The sequence below is a fragment of the Alishewanella maricola genome (genome assembly GCF_016343785.1).
Taxonomy (GTDB): Bacteria; Pseudomonadota; Gammaproteobacteria; order Enterobacterales; family Alteromonadaceae; genus Alishewanella; species Alishewanella maricola.
In genome coordinates this window covers 266,634-282,612 of the sequence record NZ_JAEINI020000002.1, presented here as the reverse complement: position 1 = coordinate 282,612, position 15,979 = coordinate 266,634, and the positions used below count along the sequence as shown (strand labels likewise).

The following is a 15,979-nucleotide window of genomic DNA, read 5'->3' as shown; positions in this document are numbered from 1 at the left end:
TGACTGTCAAAAGAACAATCACCAAAACTCCCAGCCCCCCATGAAACAGGTCCAACCACACTCCGGTACTGGTCTGACCGCACTCTGAGACAGGTCCAACCTCACTCTGGTACTGGTCTGACCGCACTCTGAGACAGGTCCAACCATACTCAGAGACCGGTATGACCTGCGAATAAGTTATTTTGTTGAAGTGCTAACGCGAAACTTGCGGCTGAAGTGCTTGGTCAATAATGAAATGGCTAAAGTGCCTACTATTGGAGCGATAAGCCAAGTTGCCAGTTGCCATTCACGGCTGAGTAGCTCCGAGAGTAGCTTACGGCCACCGGCAGCGAAAAAAGCGGTATACAAAGCAATACCTGAACCGATCATTGAGCTGAAATGCTCGATAATCCATTGCCGGTTTGCAAGCTCAGCGCGAAAGACATAGCGAACGATCCCAGTACTCGTAAAAACTCCGACCATAGCAAAAATCATAAATAGCCAAGTGCCAGTATTAAAACCATATCCGAGCATAAAAAGGCTGCCAAGCATTAAACTGACTACCGGTAATAGGTAGTGCCATGTGCGTAAAGGTTGCCGCTCGGCTTGAACTTTTAATACCACATAAGCATGACGAACCGTTACCCACGTTAAAACACTTAGCAACAGTAAAAAAGCTGAAAAATGCCGCCTTTCACTGACAAATTTTGCCAGTTTTTCTGCCGGTAATATTGCCCCTTTAAGGTATACCTGCGCCGGGTCGAATAACACCATGAGGCTCATGACAATGCCAGAACCGGCAATAAACAGCATCATAAAGTAGTAATAACGCCCAGATAACTTGTGCAGTTTAGTGCCTTTGCCACAGATCACAGGGACCCAAAACAGTACTAAACAAAGTGAGCCTAAGAAAATATGACTGTACAGCAAAATAGTATGAATAAATGACATTGTGATGCTCCCTGTATTAATGTTTACGCAGTGTAGAGCGGATAAGCAATCAATACAGGTGCCAGAAGTCAGCACTTTAAAATATGACTTCTGGCCTATTGCAGTTAAAGCTAGAACAGACATAATAAGTTGATGAAATTACCTTTTCCTCTTGCAACCTTAGCCGGTGTTCTGACCTGGCTGTTGGTTTCTGGCATTACACTGCTTATTTTGCAGCGTTTACCCGGCCCACAACCTTGGCTACCCGTAGTGCTGTTATTACTGCTTTATGGCGGCTGTTTTATTTTTCTAACGCAAGAGTCGAGCTCGTCATTAGCCTTGAAGCAGCGTTATGGACATTATTTATTGGCCGTGCAGTTAGCCAGTGCGTTCGGTTTATTGTGGGTGCTACCGACTGGGCATTTTGACTACTTGGCAATTTTAACCATTATTTGGGTGTCTTTACTGCCTCATATTATGTCGCAGTATAAAGCCATCTTATTAGCTGCTGTGGTGGTGGTAATATGGTTTAGTCTGCAAGCGGTGCTTGAACAACGCAGTTTGTGGATCTCGGCCAGTTTGTTTGGCAGCTTTCATTTGTTTGCGATTGTGATGCAAAGCGCGATATTAGCTGAGCAGCAGGCTAAGCTTAAGATTGCCAGCCAGCATCAACAATTACAGGCTGCCCAGCACTTATTGCTGGCGGCCTCAAGACAAGGCGAGCGTCACCGTATTGCCCGTGACTTACATGATTTGTTAGGTCATCACTTAACGGCATTGACGATACAACTAGAAGTAGCGCGTCATCACAGTGATGGTGAAGCACGTTTACAGGTTGAGAAAAGCTTACAACTGGCAAAACTATTGTTATCAGATGTGCGTGAAGCCGTAAGCTCCATGCGTGATTATGCAGACTTAAGCCTAGCGCACCTTTTAGAGCCGATCTTGGCCGATTTACCCGCGCACTTAAACATTGAGTTAACGATCCCAGCAGATCTGACTCTACCCAATATCTCTCAAGCACAACATGTCATGATGCTGGTGCAAGAGGCGGTCAGTAATACCCTTAAACACACCAAGGCAACAACGCTTAGCCTTAGCGCAGAAATTATTCATGATAGTGACAAAGCAGAATTACTGCTGTGTATTACCGATAACGGCATGCTTGCTGATAACTGGCGGTTAGGCAATGGTTTAACGGGCATGCAAGAGCGCGTGGCGGAATGTCATGGGCAACTTAACCTGCAAAAAGTTAATGGAGCCTTACAGTTGCAAATTCGTTTACCGCAAGAGGTGATTAATGCTTAACGTGTTGCTGGTTGATGATCAACAGCTGATCCGTGATGGGATCCGCAGCTTGTTAGCCATTTCGGGTAAAGTAAACGTAGTGGGGGAAGCCAGTGATGGTGGGCCAGTGGTGTCGCTGTGTCAAACGTTAAAACCAGAGGTTATCTTACTCGATTTATCTATGCCGTTGATGGATGGCATCGCAACCTTGCAGGCCTTGCAACAAGCCGACATTTCCATCCCTGTATTGGTATTAACCACCTTTGATGAGCATGATTTGGTGCTACAAAGTATTCAAGCCGGCGCACGAGGGTTTTTACTAAAAGATGTGTCATTAGACACTTTAATTAGTGCAATTGAAAACTTAGCGGCCGGTGGCAGTTTTTTTCAGCCTAACATCACTGAGCGGCTACTTAGCCAAGTACGTAAACCTACGCCTACTGCTTTTACTAAACCCCTACCTTTAGAGCCATTAAGTGAAAAAGAGCTTCAAATCTTACAGTTAATGGCAGCCGGTTACAGCAATAAAGAGATCGCCACTGCACTTTGTAAATCGGAAGGAACGGTAAAGAATCAGTGCTCCACCATCCTTAGTAAACTCGGTGTTCGCGATCGCACCAGAGCGGTATTAATGGCTTTAGAACTGGGCTTGATCAGCCCATAAACATACCTAAATGCTACGCTAAGTGGCCCAATCTGTCTCAGAGTGTGGTCTAACCTGTCTCAGAGTGCGGTCAGACCAGTACCGGAGTGTGGTCTAACCTGTCTCAGAGTGTGGTTAGACCAGAGACAGGTTAGTGTTATTTAAAAGGGGAGTGTTTAAGCTTTGTAACCGTTGGGGTTGTTGCTTTGCCAATGCCAGGTGTCGCGCACCATATCTTGCAATGTTTTCTCAGTTTGCCAGTTAAGTAAGCGTTTCGCTTTGCTCGGTTCAGCGTAGCAAACGGCAATATCACCTGGTCTGCGGGCAGTAATTTGATAGGGTACCGGCACCTTATTCACATCGCTAAAGGCTTTAACCATGTCTAACACGCTGTAACCCACGCCTGTGCCCAGGTTGATGGCTTCAATACCTTTAAAGCTTTGTAAGAACTCAAGCGCTTTTAGGTGGCCCTGCGCTAAATCGACCACATGGATGTAATCGCGCACACCGGTGCCATCGGCGGTCGGGTAGTCATCGCCAAACACACTTAGCTGCTGGCGTTTACCCACTGCTACTTGTGAGATAAATGGCATCAGATTATTCGGGATACCGTTAGGATCCTCGCCAATTTGCCCACTGCTATCCGCGCCAACAGGGTTGAAATAGCGCAATACGGCAATTGACCAGTCGTCATCCGCGCGTTGTAAGTCTTCTAAAATATACTCGATCATCAATTTGCTTTGACCATACGGATTGGTCGCTGAGCGCGCTGAGGTTTCTTTGATCGGCACTTCTTTAGCATCGCCATACACGGTTGCCGACGAGCTAAAGACCAGTTTTTTCACGTTAAAATGTTGCATGACCCGGCATAAGGTCACTGTACCGGCAACATTGTTATCGTAATAGTGCAGCGGCAGCTCAGTGGATTCACCTACTGCTTTTAAACCGGCAAAATGCACCACCGCAGAAATAGTATATTGGCTAAAAACGGCGGTTAACGCGGCTTGATCGCGAATGTCACCATTGATACTGATCAGGCTTTTACCTGAAAGCTGTTCAACGCGTTTTAACGCTTCATCTGAGCTATTACTAAAATTATCAAAGCTAATCACCTGATAACCCGCACGCAGTAAACACAATGCCGTATGGCTGCCGATATAACCAGCACCACCCGTTAACAGAATATATGACGACATGCTGTCATTCCTTTGAGAGAAGTTGATCGAAAATTAAGGTAATACTTTCTTATACGGTTTCACTGTAGCCTGTTGATACACACCCGCAGCCCAATAAGGATCTGCCTTGGCCCAAGCTTCGGCATCAGTTAAAGAGGGAAATTCAGCAATCACTAAAGAGCCAGTAAAACCAGCCGCCCCCGGGTTGTCTGAATCGATAGCCGGCAGCGGGCCTGCCATTACTAAACGTCCTTCAGATTTTAACTGTTCTAAGCGTGCTAAATGGTCTGGTCGGGCTGCTAACCGTTTTTCTAGACTATTTACCGCATCTTCTGCATAAATCATATATAACATGATAAAACTCGGCTGTTAATAAACTGCTTGCACCTTAGCAGATTTGCTTTTTAAAACCAATTAGCAGTACGCGCTTTGCTGCTCGGACTAGGATTTGCTTCAACAGACTGTTAGCATGCAACTGACTGTAAAAAAACAACAACTATAACTACAACATTTATCCAGGAGTCACGCATCAATGAAACGTGAACAATTTAGCTCCAGCCTAGGTTTTATTCTGGCTGCAGCAGGCTCAGCTGTCGGTATTGGTAACCTCGTCGCTTTCCCGGTGATGGCCAGTAAAAACGGCGGCGCCGCCTTCCTCGTTATGTACGCTTTTTTCGTGTTCTTTATTTGTTTACCGGTGATGCTGGCCGAAATGAGTTTAGGCCGTCATACGCGGCAAAACCCGCTTGGCGCTTACACCGAAATTGGCCAAAACCGCGCTTGGCGCACCGTGGGCTGGTTATCGGTGATCACGCCTTTTATGATTGGCGTGTTCTATTTGGTGATTACCGTCTGGATCGCCGGCTACTTGGGTAAAGCCGTTTTTGGGCAGCTAGACCAATTAGCCGATCCTGCAGGGTTTGGTAATTTTATTACCAGCAACGAGTTATTTGGTTATCTCGCCTTTGTCGTAGTATTAACCTTCTTAATTTTGCAAGGCGGGGTGAAAAAGGGCATTGAAAAAGCCACCACCGTGCTGATGCCAACACTGTTTGTTATGCTCATTGCGTTGGTGATTTACGTACTTACTTTAGAAAACGCTATGCTGGGTGTGAAATTCTTTCTGATCCCTGATTTTACCAAGTTAACCGGCGAAGTTCTCAATGGCGCACTGGCGCAAGCCTTTTTCTCGCTGTCTTTAGCCATGGGTATTTTGATTACGTACGGCTCATACATTCAAAAACATGACAATATCGTCTCAGCCGGTAAAACGGTGGCGGGTTTATCGTTAATGGTGGCCTGTTGTTCGGGTTTATTAATATTGCCAGCGGTGTTTTCGTTTAACCCTGAAATTGAAATTTCGGAACTGTCGACCTCCAGTATCGGCATGATCTTTATGTTTTTACCGAAAATCTTTTTAGCGCTACAGGCCGATATTGGTTATTTTGGCGCTTCTTTTGTTGCCGCGTTTTTCTTTTTATTAGTGTTTTTCGCTGCAATGACTTCACTGGTTTCGATTATTGAAGTGCCAGTGGCCAGTGTTATGGATGGCAAAGGGATCAGTCGTCGCAAAGCCTTGTATCTTTTAGGCAGTGTGATGGTAGCGTTAGCTATCGTTTCCGCTTTATCGTTTGGTCGTGTTGATTGGCTGAGCAATATGCTAAGTTATGGCGGTGCCAATAAGTCATTCTTTGATCTGATTTACGATATGTTTTACGAAACCATCCTGCCATTAAACGGCTTATTGCTATGTCTTTTCGTGATTTACCGCTGGAAAAAGCAGAATTTAGATGCTGAAATTAGTGATGGCAATCAGCGCTTTGCAGGCTCATTTTTACAAAAATATGTGAATTTCTCACTGGGTACTTTTATTCCATTAATTCTAGCGATTATTTTTATCAACACTGTCTCTACCATTTACTTTGGTAAAAACTTGTTGTTTTAAGTAAGCGACAACCTCGGTGGCCAGTGTGATAACGCGCTGGCCACGCCGTAAATGTGTTACTTTTTTAAACTTGCCGCTTAAACCTGTGTCGAAATTAAACTGGTGCGTTTACTGCCCAGCGTATCGGGGATTTTCCCTAACTGACATTCCGCTTTACTCACGGTTAATCCTTGTGCACTGCAGCGCTCCGTTAAGATCGGTAAAAACTTTTGCGCTTGCTGTAATGCTTGCGGTTGATCGGTATAAAACTGTAATTGCACATCGTCGTCTTGCAACTTGGCCACGGCTAATAATTGGCCCTTATCGGCTAAGTCAAATTTCATGGTTAACTGCCAAAAGCGCTGTTTTTGTTGGCTGTCTTTTTGCTCGCGTTCTTTTTGTTCTAACAAAATTTGGCTAATTCGGCTTTCTTGTTGCTGCTGCAAGGCTAACGGGATCAGCCATTGCTGCACATTTGCTGGCACTTCAGCGTTTTGTAGTTGTGCCAATTGCAAAGCACTACTGTGGCTGCCGAGTGCTCGTAGTAAGTTAGAGGCTTGCGCCGGTTCAAGCTGCCCGATATTTTGCGCTAAACGCTGCGCCGTTGGCTCACGTAATGGTCCCGAGGGTTGCTTTAACAAGTGCCCTAATAATAATTGAATGGCCACAGCCAAGGTGCCGGCCGAGGTGGTCATATTAGGTTGGCTTTGTAAAGGTTGAAAGTTTAACGCTGCTTGCAGTTGTTCTTGTACTTGAGGCGGTGTTAATACCTTAGTGCCATCCGGCTGAGCTTGGCGCAGTAGGTTAAACACTTGCTGTACCTCGGCAGGTAAGTCTGGCAGGCTACTTAAGGTGGCTGGCGCACTTTGTAATAAAGGTAATAATTGCCGCCAGTGTGTATTGCTGACATCGGTTGGCTGTAACTTTGTCACGGTGGAGGCTGCAGGGGCGGGCTGCGCACCTAACGGCAGAGGTTTGGCAAACTGCTGGCTGGCGAGCTGAATTTTGTGTTCACTGACAAGCGGCTGCACGCTTAATTGCCACGAGGTAGCAGTGCTGTTGGTCAAATTAGCCCCTGCCGTTGCGTGGAGCTGTTGCTGCGCTAAACTAGCATTGGTGGTTTTATTGTTATTAGCGGGTGGCAATAATATCAGCGATAAATGTTTGGCAATACTGTTACTGGTGGCTGAGCGGGCGTTTAACGGCTGCGCAAGCGGCTCGCCCGCTAATTGGGTGATGGTTTCACCGCGCAGCAAGCTTTGTTGCAAGGCGGCTAATTGTTTGGGATTTTGCAGTAATTTTGCTTGTTTCGCTGTTAGCGGAATGTTCTCTGGTAAGCCGCTTAATACCTTGATATGAATTTCTATTGTGCCGGGTTTGGTTTCTTTAAAACTTAACTGTAAGGGCAAATCGCTTGGAATGGCAGAGAGTTGTTTGGCTGCCAGCGTCAGTGGCAATTGCAGTAAGCCTTGTGCTGTTTGCACAATAAATTGAGCGCTTTGGCCGGTTAACTGTAATTTAGCCAAATAGGGTTGCCCTGCTTGCAGTTTTGGCATGCTTTCGCTGTTTTGACCAAACTGGCTGAGGATCTTATCAACAATCGCAGTTTTCATCGGTTCCTCTTGTAACGGGGTATTAGGCATTACGCCGGCGGACACCTTCGCGCTGGGCTGGCTTAATTGCGTTTGTGTTGCTGCCGTTGCTGCCAAGTGTGTTGCCGTACTTTTTTGTGATGAGTCATCGGGTTTGTTCTGGGGTTGCGTGCTGCCCAAGGTTAATTGGCTACCATCAGACAAGCTAAGTTGCAGTGGCCGGTTCAGTGCACTGCCTGGCAGTTGAAATTGGCCTAAATCTTTTAACGGTTGTATGAGTAACACCCAACTCGCTCGCTCAGTGGCATGGTTGGGTGTGGCTTGAGTAACCAAAGGTTGTAGCAATAGCTTTAATTGCTGGCGCTCAGGCGGGCTAAGGTTGAGTACTTGGTTATTCAGTTGCAACAGCGGGCTTGTCGTTTGTAATTGTTGAAACACCGAAATCTGCACGGCAGCTTGTTGTAAAGCGAGCTGTAGCTTGGGGCTTAGCGTTTGAAATACCGCTGCGTTTTGCAGGTTAGCCATCGCCGCTCTCTGGCTTGGCGTATGGGTTGTTAGCGTGTTAGCCGCTTGGCTGTTGTTATTTGCCGAAAGGTTAGTGTTATTGCTGCTTGGCAAAGCGCGCTGCGCCGATGAAGCGGCACTGACAATCGGTAACTTGACCAATTGTAATGTGGCTAATTGCGCGGCGAGGGGCGGGGTAACCGCTTGGCCAGCCAAATAATTAAGCGGTTTGCCACTGGCTAATTGTGCACTCACTTGGTTTAGCTGCTCAGGTTGCAGTAACAAAGTGGTTTGTGCGGCCGTTAATTGTTGTGCTTGCGGGTTACCTTGCCACTGCATCACGCGTACGTTCAAGTTGTCGGGCGTTGTCGCATTAAAACTCAGTTGCAGCGGCACATTCAGCGGTAACGGGGGTAGCGCAGATAAAGCAAGCCGTTGTAAGCCTTGCTGGCTTTGCAGTAATAATTGCTGTGTCGCATTGGGGGTGTTATGGGTATGGCTTGTGACCACCATTGCCGTATAGGGCACGGCGCTGGCAAGCTTAATCGCACCACTGTTCACTGCCGTTTGTGGGTTTAAGCTGGTGTTTGTGGTTAGCTGGCCAAAATTAAAGGGTAACATCACGCTCTCAAGGTTCTGTGGGTTAAAGCCGCTTTCGTTAACAGTGATTATTGAACTGTAAGCGGCACTTGCCGACAAGTTGTGCAAATAGCTGATTTGAATCAAGCTTACTAAGCGGTTCTGATTCGTATTCTGGCGGCATTATGCTACTATGCGCGCAATTTTGTTGGTCGTCGATAGTTAGAGGACTGTGAATATAGCACAACCCACCTTTGCTGTTACTGCCCCTATTTTGCTCGATGCCGCTAATTTAAGCTGCGTAAAGCAAGATCGCGTGCTGTTTGAGCAGCTGTCGTTACACTTAAAACCGGGCGAACTTTTGCAGATTAAAGGCAAAAATGGCGCCGGTAAAAGCTCATTGCTGCGAATTCTATCTGGCTTGGCACAACCCGATGAAGGCCAACTGCAGTATTTAGCTCAACCCTTACCTGCCGCGTTAAGCGATTACGCCGCCAACTTATGTTTTATCGGCCATCAGAGCGGTATTCATGAGCAATTAACGGCAATTGAAAATTTACAATTTTGGCAAGCGGCTAGCGATCTGCATATTCAAGACGAATTTACGTTACTGGCAGAATTAGGTTTAGCCGGTTTAGAAGATATTCCTTGTCGCATGCTGTCTGCCGGCCAACAGCGTCGGGTATCCTTAGCCCGGCTTTGGGCCACCTCTGCGCAAATTTGGATCCTCGACGAACCTTTTACGGCATTAGATCAATCAGCGATTGTCAGTTTACAACAACACTTTATTGCGCATTTACAGCGCGGCGGCGCGATAATCTTAACGACCCATCAACCGCTCAGCATCGAATATCATGCCTTGCGCGCGTTAGAGATCCATTATCGATGGTAAAATTTAGCATTTTTTTACAGCGCGAATTACGTTTACTGGCTCGGCAAAAAGCAGATTGGCTGAATCCTGTGTTGTTTTTTATTATCGTGCTAACTCTGTTTCCATTAGGGGTTGGCCCAGAGCCGAATATGCTGCGTATAATGGCACCAGGGATAGTTTGGATTGCCGCGCTATTAAGCGTGCTATTAGCGGCCGAGCGACTGTTTAAAGACGACTATCGCAATGGGGTGATCGAGCAATTAGTAGCGGCGCAGCAGGCATTAATGCCGTTTGTGCTGGCGAAGATTACCGCGAATTGGTTAAGTACCGGTTTGCCGTTATTACTGTTATCACCGCTAGTGGCTTTGTTGCTGAATATGCAAGGGGCCTCCCTAGAAGCGATGGCGCTAACGTTATTACTGGGTACTCCGGTGCTGAGCTTACTCAGCGTGTTAGGGGCGGGTATCACGGTCTCTGCGGATAAAGGTGGGATCTTACTGGCATTGGTTATTCTGCCGTTATATATCCCGCTATTAATTTTTGCGAGTGCCGCCATTGAAGCGGCCAGTATTGGTTTAGGTTTTACTGGGCAGATTGCCATCTTATTGGCAATGTTTTTGTTCTCGCTGGCCTTGGTGCCTATGGCCGTGTGCAGCGCTTTAAAGATAAATGTGAGCTGATATGTTTAAGTGGTTAGATCCGTTAGCAAAACCGGAAACGCTATATCATTTTTGTGGCAAGTTAACGCCGTGGTTAATGAGTAGTGCCTTGTTTACCTTGTTGTTGGGTAATATTTGGGGCTTAGGCTTTACCCCCACTGATTATCAGCAAGGAGACAGTTATCGCATCATTCATATTCATGTGCCGTCGGCCATTATGTCGATGGGCGCTTATATGGCGATGGCCATCGCAGCCTTTACTGCCTTGGTGTGGCAAATCAAAACGGCCCAGTGGGCAGTATTAGCTATCGCGCCGATTGGTGCGGTGTACACGGCCATCGCCTTGCTAACCGGTATGGCCTGGGGTAAACCCATGTGGGGCGCGTGGTGGGTATGGGATGCCCGTTTAACTTCTGAACTTATTCTATTGTTTTTATATTTTGGCGTAATGGCGCTACATGGGGCTTTTTCAGAGCGACAAACTGGCGCTAAAGTGGCCAGTTTATTGGCGGTTGTTGGCGTGATTAACTTACCTATCATCCATTTTTCGGTAGAGTGGTGGAACACCCTGCACCAAGGTGCCAGCATTACTAAATTTGCTAAACCGTCCATTGATCCCAGCATGCTTTGGCCTTTGTTAATAAGTTTATTGGCGTTTAGCTTGTTATTAGCGGCGTTAACCTGCGTGCGTTTACGTACGGCGATCCTCGAAAATGAGCAGCATCGGCCTTGGGTTAAACAGTTAGTTAGCAAAGCATAAGCGAGGAGATAGCATGTTATTGAGCAGTTTATTGAACACGTTTTGGCAATTGAGTAGCGAATTGCCGGTGCAACTTTTTGGTGTTTTTCCGTTCTACTTTGCTAGCTTCAGTGATTTTTTAGCAATGGCCAGTAACGGCATTAGTTACAGTTTTTTTGTTTGGTTATCTTTCGGTTTAACTTATTTGCTGTTAATGGGCTTGCTGTGGTGGAGTTATTTCCAGCAACGCCAGTTTAAGCAGCAGCTCGCCGCAAAAATGGCCAGAGAGCAACGAATTAAGCAGTATCAGGAGCAGCAAAGCTAATGCAACCAAGACGAAAGAAACGCCTGTTATCCATGTTATTAGTAATCAGTTTGATTGCTGGTGCCGTGGGGGCGATGCTATTTGCCTTACAGCAAAACATTAACTTGTTCTATACCCCAGGTCAGCTTATTCAGGGCCTTGGTGAAGGGAAAATTAAACCCGATGTCGGCCAACGGCTGCGTTTAGGGGGCATGGTGGTGCCCGGCACAGTGCAACGTGACGCTGAAAGTTTAAAAGTACGCTTTGATTTAACCGACGATTCAGGTGAGATCGCCACGGTTGAATTTGAAGGCATCTTGCCGGACTTATTTCGAGAGGGCCAAGGTATCGTTGCGCAAGGTGAGTTACGCAGTGCCACGGTGTTGGCCGCTACCGAAGTGCTTGCCAAACACGATGAAGAATATATGCCTCCAGAGGTGGCCGAAGCCCTAAAAGGCATTCGCCATGTGCCACCCAGCCAGCAGCCTGCGGCTAGCAACGCGAATTACGGAGGCTAGTCGATGATTGCAGAATACGGTCAGCTGGCGCTGACCTTTGCCTTTGCGCTGTCATTACTATTGGCTTTAGTGCCTTTAGCTGGAAGCTTTACGGCCAATGAACGTGCCTTATTATTAGCCAAACCCTTATCAGTAGGCATGTTTTTATTTACCTTACTGGCGTTTATGGCGCTGGCCTGGTCTTTTTATCACGATGATTTTACCGTAATTAATGTGGCCACCAACTCCAGTTCTATTTTACCGTGGTACTACAAACTCACCGCAGTATGGGGCTCACACGAAGGCTCAATGTTGTTATGGGTTATGATGTTAGCCGGTTGGACTGCCTTAGTGGCGCAATATTCCAAAGCGTTACCGTTATTAATGCAAGGGCGAATTTTAGGCATTATGGGGCTGATTAATATCGGCTTTATTGCTTTTTCTTTGTTTATGTCAAATCCGTTTGAACGAAGCTTGCCGTTTTACCCTGTGCAAGGCAGTGACTTAAACCCATTGCTGCAAGACTTTGGCATGATTATCCATCCACCATTGTTGTATCTGGGTTATGTCGGTTTTGCCGTGTCTTTTGCCTTTGCGATTGCCGCTTTAATTGGTGGTAAATTTGATAGCACCTGGGCACGCTGGGCCAGACCCTGGACTTTAGCGGCTTGGATGTTCCTGACTCTGGGCATTATGCTCGGTAGTTGGTGGGCCTATAACGAGTTAGGTTGGGGCGGCTGGTGGTTCTGGGATCCGGTAGAAAATGCGTCGTTAATGCCTTGGTTGGTGGGTACGGCTTTAATCCATAGCTTAGCGGTCACCGAGAAGCGCGGCACCTTTAAATCCTGGACGGTATTATTGGCGCTCGGTGCCTTTTCTCTGAGTTTATTAGGTGCCTTTTTAGTGCGCTCTGGTGTGTTGGTATCCGTACACTCGTTTGCCTCGGATCCTGATCGTGGTATTTTCTTACTGATTTTCCTGCTAATCGTTATCGGTGGCTCATTGTTACTTTACGCCAGCCGCATGAACTCGGTGCGCAGTCAGGCGCGTTATCAGCTTTTTTCGCGCGAAGTGATGCTGTGGAGCAACAACGTGTTCTTACTCACCGCTACCTTAGTGGTGCTGTTAGGTACGTTATTTCCGTTGGTGCACAAAGAGTTAGGCTTAGGCTCTATTTCGATAGGTGAGCCGTTCTTTAATCAGATGTTTTATTACCTGACCATTCCTTTTGCCCTGTTACTCGGTTTAGGGCCTTGGGTACGTTGGAAACAACAAAAAGCCGCGCCCTTGCTCAAGCCCATGTCGTTATTGGCCATTGCCACGCTGATTGTCGCTTTGGGTACCTTAAGTTTGCTGCAAAGTGTCGTCGCAAACTTGGCGTTGTTAGGCTTACTGTTAGGCGCTTGGGTAGGCTTATCGGCGCTGAGCGAAATTTATCAGCGGTTAGATCAGTTTGGTTCAGTAAAAGCCGGTTTAAGTAAATTGCAGGCCTCGCATTATGGTATGACGATGGCGCATATCGGTTTTGCCGTGCTGGTGATTGGTGTGGCCATGACCAAAACTTACAGTGTCGAACGTGATGTGCGCATGGCCATTGGTGATAAGGTGGTGTTAGCGGATTACGAGTTTGAGCTGCAAGATGTTTATCGCTTAAATGGCCCCAATTACGGCGGTGAAGCGGCAGAAATTGACGTAAGACGCACGGATGGGCGCTATGTTACCCATCTGCATGCTGAAAAACGCGAATACAACATTCAGCGGATGGTGATGACCGAAGCGGCGGTGCATGCGCGGTTAAGCCGTGATCTTTATGTGTCACTGGGTGAAGCCTTACCCGGCGATGCTTGGGCAATTCGCGTGTATGTAAAACCTTTCGTCAGATGGATTTGGCTTGGCGGCTTGCTGATGGCGTTAGGCGCGTTAATCGCTTTGCTTGATAAGCGCTATCGTCGACAAGTGCCAGTTCGGGAGACGGCGGATGCGTAAGGCGTTATTTTATATTCCTTTGGCGTTATTTTTAGGCTTGTCGCTGTTTTTACTCAGTGGGTTGTTTTCTGATCCGCGTGAGCGTGACTCGGCTATTATCGATCGACCACTGCCCAGTTTCTCGTTACCTGATTTACAGGATCCCAGTAAAAGCTGGACACCAGACGCCTTAAAAGGGCAAACCTTTTTACTGAATGTGTGGGGAGTTTGGTGCCCAACCTGTAATGCCGAGCTCAGTTACATGACGCAGCTGCGCAATGAGCAGGGCATTCGGATCATCGGCCTTTACTACGTGTTACCTGAAGATCCGATGTTTGGCCAAGTCTTCGATTTGCCAACCTTACAACAAGAAGTTGCCACTAAGCTGCAACAAAATGGCGATCCTTACCAATTTAATATCCTTGATCAACAGCGGCGTTTATCACTGGATTTAGGCGTCAGTGGCGCGCCTGAGCACTTTATCGTGGATGCCAACGGCATTGTACGGGCGCATCATATTGGTGATATTAATCCGCAAGTTTGGCGCAGCAAGCTCGCGCCGATTTACCAGCAATGGGCGGCCAAACCATGAAGCCATTTTTTACTTTTCTTTGCAGCATCCTAATGACCGTGGGCTTAAGCTGTGCTGCCAGTGCAGCAGAGAGCCAAGAGTTATTGTCTTTTGAAAGTGAGCAGCAACGACAACTTTATTTAAAGCTGACGGCTGAGCTGCGCTGTCCGCAATGCCAAAATCAAAATATCGCCGACTCGAATGCCGTGGTGGCCGTTGATATGCGCGATAAAACCTATGAGTTGGTGCAACAAGGCTTAAGCCGGCAGCAAGTGTTAGATTTTATGATCGATCGTTACGGTGACTTTGTGCACTATCAGCCGCCGGTCAATCGCTATACCATTTGGTTGTGGCTAGCCCCGGTGCTGGTGTTGTTATCATTGTTGCTGTTTCAACTTAAACGCCAAGCTGGTCAGACCGCACTCCGGTACAGGTCAGAGCAGTTGTCAGATGACGCTGCTACCGACTCTGCCGAAAAAGCAAAGTTAAACCAGCAGCTTGAGCAAATTATCGACAGTTATCGGAGTAAGAAATCATGATGTGGCAACTTGCCGCCGGTGCACTCGCCATGTTGGTGTTAAGTACCCTTTTTATTATTTGGCCGCGCAAAGCCGATGCAAAGAATAATCAAACCCCGGCGCAACTATTTGAAGAGCGCCTACAGTTATTGGCGTTAGCACGCGATGCCGGTGAATTGGCTGAGCAAGATTTTGATACCGCCGCCAATGAGTTAAAGCAGCAGTTTTTAGAACAAGAGCAGCAAGCCATTCGTTATAAGCAACCCAAGCAACAGCGAGTATTACACCTCAGTTTAGTGCTGGTAACGGCGTTAATTGTGGCGGTGGTGTACAGCCAAAATGGCCATTATCGGCAATTATCCGATTGGGAGCATGCCCAGCAAAACTTAGCCAGCTATGGTCAACGCGCATTGTTAGGCGAGGGCGAGCCTTTAAACGAGCAAGATATGCAGCTGTTTTCTTTAGCGCTGCGCACCAAACTGGCCAATGAAGGTGATGATGCGGTAGCTTGGATGTTATTAGGTCGGGTTTGGATGACCTTGGGCATGCTAGAAGAAGCGGTTGAGTCTTTTGAGCGCGCTTTAAAGCTAATGCCAGAGCGCACGCCGTTGTTAATTAGCTACAGCCAAGCCTTGATTATGCTGGGCGGTGATATGAATTTAGCCAAAGCCGGCCAAAGTGTTGCGCGGGTCTTAATGCAAGAGCCTGAAAATATTGATGCGATTTCATTAATGGCGTTGATTGCTTATGAGCGTGGCGATAATGCCGAAGCGATAGCCGCTTGGCAATTATTGGCATCGCGCTTAGCACCAGATGATCCACGTTTAGAAGTGGTGAATGCACGTTTAGCCGAATTAAATGCCCCTGCAACGGTTGGCACTGCCGAGCAAAACGCAGCCTTTATTCGTGAAATAAAGGTTCAGGTTAGTGTTGGCGCAGAGTTAGCCACCGCTCATCCTGGCGCTTCATTGTTCGTGTTTGCTCGTGCAGCAGAAGGCCCGGCTATTCCATTAGCTGCGAAGCGCTTGCCATTAGTTGCCGGTGTAACCGAGATCAGCTTATCGGCAGCCGATGCGATGCAAGCAGGCTGGAACATCGAGCAAACTAATCTTATTCAAGTTGTTGCCCGTATGGCTGTTTCAGGAACAGTTGAGCGCTCTGCGCAAGATGTAGAAGTGGTGTCAGCGGTGCTAAGTTTTGAGCAACCGGTATTATCCGTACAATTAACTTTGGAACAGTAAT

The 15,979-nt window shown here is 47.2% G+C and carries 16 protein-coding genes; 12 read left to right on the top strand and 4 right to left on the bottom strand.

Going from position 1 to position 15,979, the window contains the following annotated elements; translation table 11 throughout:
* Positions 1-177: 177 nt before the first annotated feature.
* Complete coding sequence (locus tag JAO78_RS04695) at positions 178-930, bottom strand: hypothetical protein (RefSeq protein ID WP_226750198.1); 753 nt, start codon at positions 928-930, stop codon at positions 178-180.
* Between the two features lie 132 nt (positions 931-1,062).
* Here JAO78_RS04695 and JAO78_RS04690 point away from each other — a divergent pair, with 132 nt between their 5' ends.
* Entirely contained in the window at positions 1,063-2,217 is a 1,155-nt protein-coding gene (locus JAO78_RS04690) for a sensor histidine kinase (protein ID WP_226750197.1), read from the top strand.
* Entirely contained in the window at positions 2,210-2,860 is a 651-nt protein-coding gene (locus JAO78_RS04685; RefSeq protein WP_226750196.1) for a response regulator, read from the top strand. The genes JAO78_RS04690 and JAO78_RS04685 overlap by 8 nt, the downstream gene beginning before the upstream one ends.
* A gap of 155 nt (positions 2,861-3,015) precedes the next feature.
* Here JAO78_RS04685 and galE read toward each other — a convergent pair whose 3' ends face one another.
* Both galE and JAO78_RS04675 read right to left on the bottom strand, forming a co-directional pair.
* Positions 3,016-4,035 (bottom strand): UDP-glucose 4-epimerase GalE, encoded by a 1,020-nt coding sequence (gene galE / locus JAO78_RS04680; protein ID WP_226750195.1) that lies wholly within the window; start codon positions 4,033-4,035, stop codon positions 3,016-3,018.
* A gap of 33 nt (positions 4,036-4,068) precedes the next feature.
* A complete protein-coding gene (locus JAO78_RS04675; protein ID WP_226750194.1) occupies positions 4,069-4,368 on the bottom strand; it encodes a YciI family protein in 300 nt (99 codons plus the stop codon).
* Positions 4,369-4,546: 178 nt separating this feature from the next.
* Between JAO78_RS04675 and JAO78_RS04670 the strand changes: the two genes are divergently transcribed.
* Entirely contained in the window at positions 4,547-5,959 is a 1,413-nt protein-coding gene (locus JAO78_RS04670; protein WP_226750193.1) for a sodium-dependent transporter, read from the top strand.
* Positions 5,960-6,036: 77 nt separating this feature from the next.
* Here JAO78_RS04670 and JAO78_RS04665 read toward each other — a convergent pair whose 3' ends face one another.
* On the bottom strand, positions 6,037-8,655 hold the full coding sequence (locus JAO78_RS04665) for a flagellar hook-length control protein FliK (RefSeq protein ID WP_226750192.1): 2,619 nt from the start codon (positions 8,653-8,655) through the stop codon (positions 6,037-6,039).
* 190 nt (positions 8,656-8,845) lie between these two features.
* Here JAO78_RS04665 and ccmA point away from each other — a divergent pair, with 190 nt between their 5' ends.
* From ccmA to ccmI, 9 genes are read left to right on the top strand one after another with little or no spacing between them, the layout of a single operon-like run.
* Complete coding sequence (gene ccmA, locus JAO78_RS04660; RefSeq protein WP_226750191.1) at positions 8,846-9,505, top strand: cytochrome c biogenesis heme-transporting ATPase CcmA; 660 nt, start codon at positions 8,846-8,848, stop codon at positions 9,503-9,505.
* Entirely contained in the window at positions 9,499-10,164 is a 666-nt protein-coding gene (gene ccmB, locus JAO78_RS04655) for a heme exporter protein CcmB (RefSeq protein WP_226750190.1), read from the top strand. Before ccmA ends, ccmB begins: the two co-directional genes overlap by 7 nt.
* 1 nt (position 10,165) lies before the next feature.
* Positions 10,166-10,903 carry a heme ABC transporter permease gene (locus JAO78_RS04650; RefSeq protein ID WP_226750189.1) on the top strand — a complete coding sequence of 246 codons (738 nt, stop codon included), beginning with the start codon at positions 10,166-10,168 and terminating at the stop codon, positions 10,901-10,903.
* 13 nt (positions 10,904-10,916) lie between these two features.
* On the top strand, positions 10,917-11,207 hold the full coding sequence (gene ccmD, locus JAO78_RS04645) for a heme exporter protein CcmD (RefSeq protein WP_226750188.1): 291 nt from the start codon (positions 10,917-10,919) through the stop codon (positions 11,205-11,207).
* On the top strand, positions 11,207-11,704 hold the full coding sequence (gene ccmE, locus JAO78_RS04640) for a cytochrome c maturation protein CcmE (protein WP_226750187.1): 498 nt from the start codon (positions 11,207-11,209) through the stop codon (positions 11,702-11,704). Before ccmD ends, ccmE begins: the two co-directional genes overlap by 1 nt.
* A 3-nt stretch (positions 11,705-11,707) precedes the next feature.
* Positions 11,708-13,669 carry a heme lyase CcmF/NrfE family subunit gene (locus JAO78_RS04635; protein WP_226750186.1) on the top strand — a complete coding sequence of 654 codons (1,962 nt, stop codon included), beginning with the start codon at positions 11,708-11,710 and terminating at the stop codon, positions 13,667-13,669.
* Complete coding sequence (locus JAO78_RS04630) at positions 13,662-14,240, top strand: redoxin family protein (RefSeq protein ID WP_226750185.1); 579 nt, start codon at positions 13,662-13,664, stop codon at positions 14,238-14,240. The genes JAO78_RS04635 and JAO78_RS04630 overlap by 8 nt, the downstream gene beginning before the upstream one ends.
* 32 nt (positions 14,241-14,272) lie before the next feature.
* Positions 14,273-14,758 carry a cytochrome c-type biogenesis protein gene (locus JAO78_RS04625; RefSeq protein WP_226750184.1) on the top strand — a complete coding sequence of 162 codons (486 nt, stop codon included), beginning with the start codon at positions 14,273-14,275 and terminating at the stop codon, positions 14,756-14,758.
* Positions 14,755-15,978, top strand: a complete 1,224-nt coding sequence (ccmI, locus tag JAO78_RS04620) for a c-type cytochrome biogenesis protein CcmI (protein ID WP_226750183.1) — start codon at positions 14,755-14,757, stop codon at positions 15,976-15,978. Before JAO78_RS04625 ends, ccmI begins: the two co-directional genes overlap by 4 nt.
* Position 15,979 lies beyond the last annotated feature (1 nt).